The sequence below is a fragment of the Methanosarcina sp. A14 genome (assembly GCF_001729375.1).
In the GTDB taxonomy this organism is placed as follows: domain Archaea; phylum Halobacteriota; class Methanosarcinia; order Methanosarcinales; family Methanosarcinaceae; genus Methanosarcina; species Methanosarcina barkeri.
Genome location: NZ_LZPK01000341.1, coordinates 1 through 3,638, shown reverse-complemented (window position 1 = coordinate 3,638; position 3,638 = coordinate 1). Strand labels below are relative to the sequence as shown.

Genomic DNA, 3,638 nt, shown 5'->3' with positions numbered 1-3,638 from the left:
TCAATGTCGGCACACTTAGGTGGATTTATGTCCATAACTCCGTACGTTTTTAGAGAAACACTAAGCCATAAGTATATTTATAAAGATATCAAGGTTTCGGCATTTTAACTGCGTAAGTCCTAGGTATATGAGACTATAAAGACTCTTGCTCCTTTTTCATCTGGGATTTTGCTCTTTTACGGTTTATGTGGAAATGTATTAGGAGACGTTGAAAAAGATTTTCAACATAGTTCAATATCATGTCCGGTCCGTATTCTCAAAGATAAAGATCACAGGATTGTAGATGACTGCATAGGGGCTACCGTGGGAGGTGTCAAAAACTATCTAAGGATACTCAAAAGTGTTAGTGATGCTGGAACATATCTTTTTACTCCCATGTACAGCAAAGGCTGGAAGGAACTGCTTGATCTGAATAAGCTAAATAAAGACCCTGCCAAAGCATTGAAATTAATGAAAAAGACCCACGAAATGATTGGTTACAAAAGAGTTGCTAAGATTAATACTGGCCTTAACTACACTGAAAATTTCGACGCTTCTATTCGGGAATTTGCAGATTTATTTGATTTCGAAATTTTGGAATTCGATGATGGTAATCAGGAAATTTTTAAAGATTGCTATAACGAACTCAAAATGGAGATTTAGGATAAATCAAAATGTTGACAAATTTTATATTTGTAACTGAATGGTGAGCGGATGCCTGTACTTAGCATAATTGCCTGTGAAATGCTTGAAGACGAACTTGCATATGTCCTCTCAGAAGACCATGACTTAAATCAATTGATTGTAGTTGAAAACAGGCAAAGTTTCAGGTTTGTTCGAAAGCTTAAATCCAGAAATTGCCAGCCAAGACTTTTTCCTTTGGACAAAGTACCTATTTTTTTAAAAGAGGCAAATAACTCTGTATATAACTCCGTATATAGCTCTGTATCTGTGAATATTTTAAAATTTTTATTGAAATTCCCGTTTTTTAAGAAAATACCTCATAATTCCAGAGGAAAGAGTAAAGAAAAAAACAAGGAAAAGCCTATTGTCGTTGTAAATACTCTGAAGCTTGGTCTGCACGCAGATTGCGAACTCTTAAGATCTGAAATCTACCAGAATATCAGGAAAATGGCAACTTTTTCAGATGGTATTCTTATTTTCTATGGAAATTGTGGTCACTCTTTAAGGAACACAGCAGTGGATTTTAAAGATCTTCCTTGCTCTCTTTATTTTCTCAAAGATGAAAACGGAGAGATTGTGGATGACTGTATCAGCGTAGCTCTTGGGGGCAACGATAATTATGCTGAAGTTATGCAGAGTGGGAAAGGTATAGGTATGATATACTTGACTCCTATGTGGGCTTCCAGTTGGAAAAAAATGAGAATGGAATCCAACAACACTTCTGACTTTAATGACAGTTTTTTGAAAAAGCATTACAGAAAAGTTGTCAAAATCAATAACAAGATCTCAAAAAGAGATGAATTCGATAAAAATGTCTTAAATTATTCCCAGACTTTTGATATGAGTATTACTGAAATGGAAGGCAGTATGGAAATAGCAAGTAAGTCCTATCTAAATGCCAAAAATGATGTCTGCAAAAAAGTAGTATTAAATTAAAAACAATTAAAAGAGTATACTGAAAATCAAAGAAGGAAAAACAAAATCCTGAAAACAAATCCCGAAGACAAATCCCGAAGATAAATTCCTTCATATTTTCAGATTTTTCTATAAAGTCCAAGAGTACTTAGAGTCAGAGCAGTAGCGTTTATATCATCGTCCTTATTTCCCCAGGCTCCATTTTCATGGACATTTTCAAGGAGCCAGTGAACTGAATCTTCAACTTCATCTTTAAAACCTGCAAGAAGCAGGGCTTGAATTGCCAGGTTGCTTGTGGAAATATGTTTCCAGCCGTCATCCGTCCTTCTTTTTGAAAGGATCCATCTGGCTTTTTCCTGGATAAAAGTCTCAAAGGTTCTGGTTTTTGCCAGATTATCCTGCTTTTTGAGAGCTGTAATTATAAGGGATGTGGTGCCTACCTGTTCCCAGGCAGGGCAATAGTTTTCAGATAGCCAGTTGCATCCGTCTTTATCCTGAGTTCCCATGTCTGCAAGAGCTGCAAGGGCATAGGCTGTGTCGTAAACGTCTCTGTTCCAAGAGTTTTCTCTTTTTCTGGCAAGCAGCCATCTTGCTGAAGCCATAAATACGATTCCTTCTGTAGAAAGGGCTGAGCAGGCCCTTGCGGTGTCCCTGATTGAAGAGTTCCAGGAACCGTCGTTATCCTGTTCAACAATCAGGCGGGTTATGTAAGGGTTTGGGAGTACCCATAGGGCATGTGCGGATAATGTACTTGAAAGTTCCTTTACGGACTGAATTCGCTGGGCAGAGAGCCATTCAAAACTGTTTTTCACAATATCAAATTCCAGGTTGCTTGACATTTGATTGTGCTTTTCGGGCTTCACCTATTAAAACTTGACTAACACCTCCCCTTTCTTTTTCTCTTATGGACATTTTAGAGTCAGAGCCTAAATGAATGCAAAACTATATATATTTTGCATTATTATGCATAACTATGCGCCCTAGAAAACGAAGGATGGTGGATTTCGAATATTCGGCAAGGCAGTTTAGGCCTTTCAGTCCAGAAAACGAAATTCCCGAAGAAATCTTGCTGACAATAGACGAACTCGAGACCATGAGACTCAGCTTTCTAGAAAAGCTTTCTCAGAGTGAGGCTGCAGTCCATATGGAGGTTCACCAGTCCACTTTTCAGAGGGCGCTGAAAAAAGCACTTGAAAAAGTAACTGAAGCACTTGTTTATGGAAAAGCAATAAGAATTGAAGGAGGAGATTACAGGATGCCAGGAGGAGACGGTACAGGTCCTGCAGGTCAGGGTCAGGGTGGCGGCGGAAGACGTCGCGGACAGGGTCGAGGCCAGGGAGGGCGATTCGGCGGAAGTGAAGGAACCTGCGTATGTCCTGCCTGCGGGTATGAGACTCCCCATATTCCGGGGGTTGCCTGCAACCAGGTGAAGTGTGAGAAATGTGGAAGCCCTATGGTCAGAAAGTGAGTTAAAAAGTAGTTTGAAAAAAGAATGTTGAAAAAAGAATGGGAGAAAAAGGCCAACTAGGGTTTTTTACCACTTAAGGTCAGTTTGTCTTGTCAGGGTTGTTTAAAGATTTTACCTGATCATATTATGACTTCATAAAATTAATAGTAAATTAAAGATACAATGAAAGGAGTTGGAAACAATGCCAAATGGAGACAGAAAAGGTCCGATGGGTGATGGACCAAAGACAGGAAGAGCTATGGGTTACTGCTCAGGTAGTGACAGTCCGGGTTATATGACCAGAGTTCCCGCAGATGAAAGCCGGAACATTGGCCGCGGAGCTAAACGTGGTGCAGGTCGAGGTGCAGGCCGTAGAGCAGGTGTGGGTTTCTGCTGCAGGAAAACTCCCGTTTTTGGAAGAGTTGGGGGGTTTGCTGCCCGAGGTAGGTCTCCTGGATATTTCTATCCTGAACCTGCCCAGGTCAGGGAAGAGTCAAATATCGATGCCCTTGAGGACCGGATAGGATCCCTGAAACAGGAACTTGAAACTCTTATGAATAGTTTGAAGAGACCACGGCTCCGGGAAAGTGATGAAAATAAATAAATAAATAAA

The 3,638-nt window shown here is 40.0% G+C and carries 5 protein-coding genes; 4 read left to right on the top strand and 1 reads right to left on the bottom strand.

The window, feature by feature from the left end:
• The first annotated feature begins 135 nt into the window (after nucleotides 1-135).
• Nucleotides 136-642 (top strand): DUF1638 domain-containing protein, encoded by a 507-nt coding sequence (locus A9239_RS14615; RefSeq protein WP_255361962.1) that lies wholly within the window; start codon nucleotides 136-138, stop codon nucleotides 640-642.
• 51 nt (nucleotides 643-693) lie between these two features.
• A complete protein-coding gene (locus tag A9239_RS14610) occupies nucleotides 694-1,599 on the top strand; it encodes a DUF1638 domain-containing protein (RefSeq protein ID WP_048120610.1) in 906 nt (301 codons plus the stop codon).
• A 98-nt stretch (nucleotides 1,600-1,697) separates the two neighbouring features.
• Here the strand turns inward: A9239_RS14610 and A9239_RS14605 are convergent, their stop codons facing one another.
• Nucleotides 1,698-2,417: a hypothetical protein gene (locus A9239_RS14605; RefSeq protein ID WP_176722168.1), complete on the bottom strand. Its 720-nt coding sequence runs from the start codon at nucleotides 2,415-2,417 to the stop codon at nucleotides 1,698-1,700.
• 155 nt (nucleotides 2,418-2,572) lie between these two features.
• On the opposite strand from A9239_RS14605, the gene A9239_RS14600 reads away from it, so the two are divergent.
• Entirely contained in the window at nucleotides 2,573-3,046 is a 474-nt protein-coding gene (locus A9239_RS14600) for a DUF134 domain-containing protein (RefSeq protein ID WP_230668994.1), read from the top strand.
• A 181-nt stretch (nucleotides 3,047-3,227) separates the two neighbouring features.
• Nucleotides 3,228-3,629: a DUF5320 domain-containing protein gene (locus A9239_RS14595; RefSeq protein ID WP_048154083.1), complete on the top strand. Its 402-nt coding sequence runs from the start codon at nucleotides 3,228-3,230 to the stop codon at nucleotides 3,627-3,629.
• The last annotated feature ends 9 nt before the right edge of the window (nucleotides 3,630-3,638 follow it).

What these genes read in the sequence shown, in the direction of transcription:
- A9239_RS14610 (WP_048120610.1), top strand. Translation starts at nt 694, where the DNA reads ATGCCTGTACTTAGCATAATTGCCTGTGAAATGCTTGAAGACGAACTT.
- A9239_RS14605 (WP_176722168.1), bottom strand. Translation starts at nt 2,417, where the DNA reads ATGTCAAGCAACCTGGAATTTGATATTGTGAAAAACAGTTTTGAATGG.
- A9239_RS14600 (WP_230668994.1), top strand. Translation starts at nt 2,573, where the DNA reads ATGGTGGATTTCGAATATTCGGCAAGGCAGTTTAGGCCTTTCAGTCCA.
- A9239_RS14595 (WP_048154083.1), top strand. Translation starts at nt 3,228, where the DNA reads ATGCCAAATGGAGACAGAAAAGGTCCGATGGGTGATGGACCAAAGACA.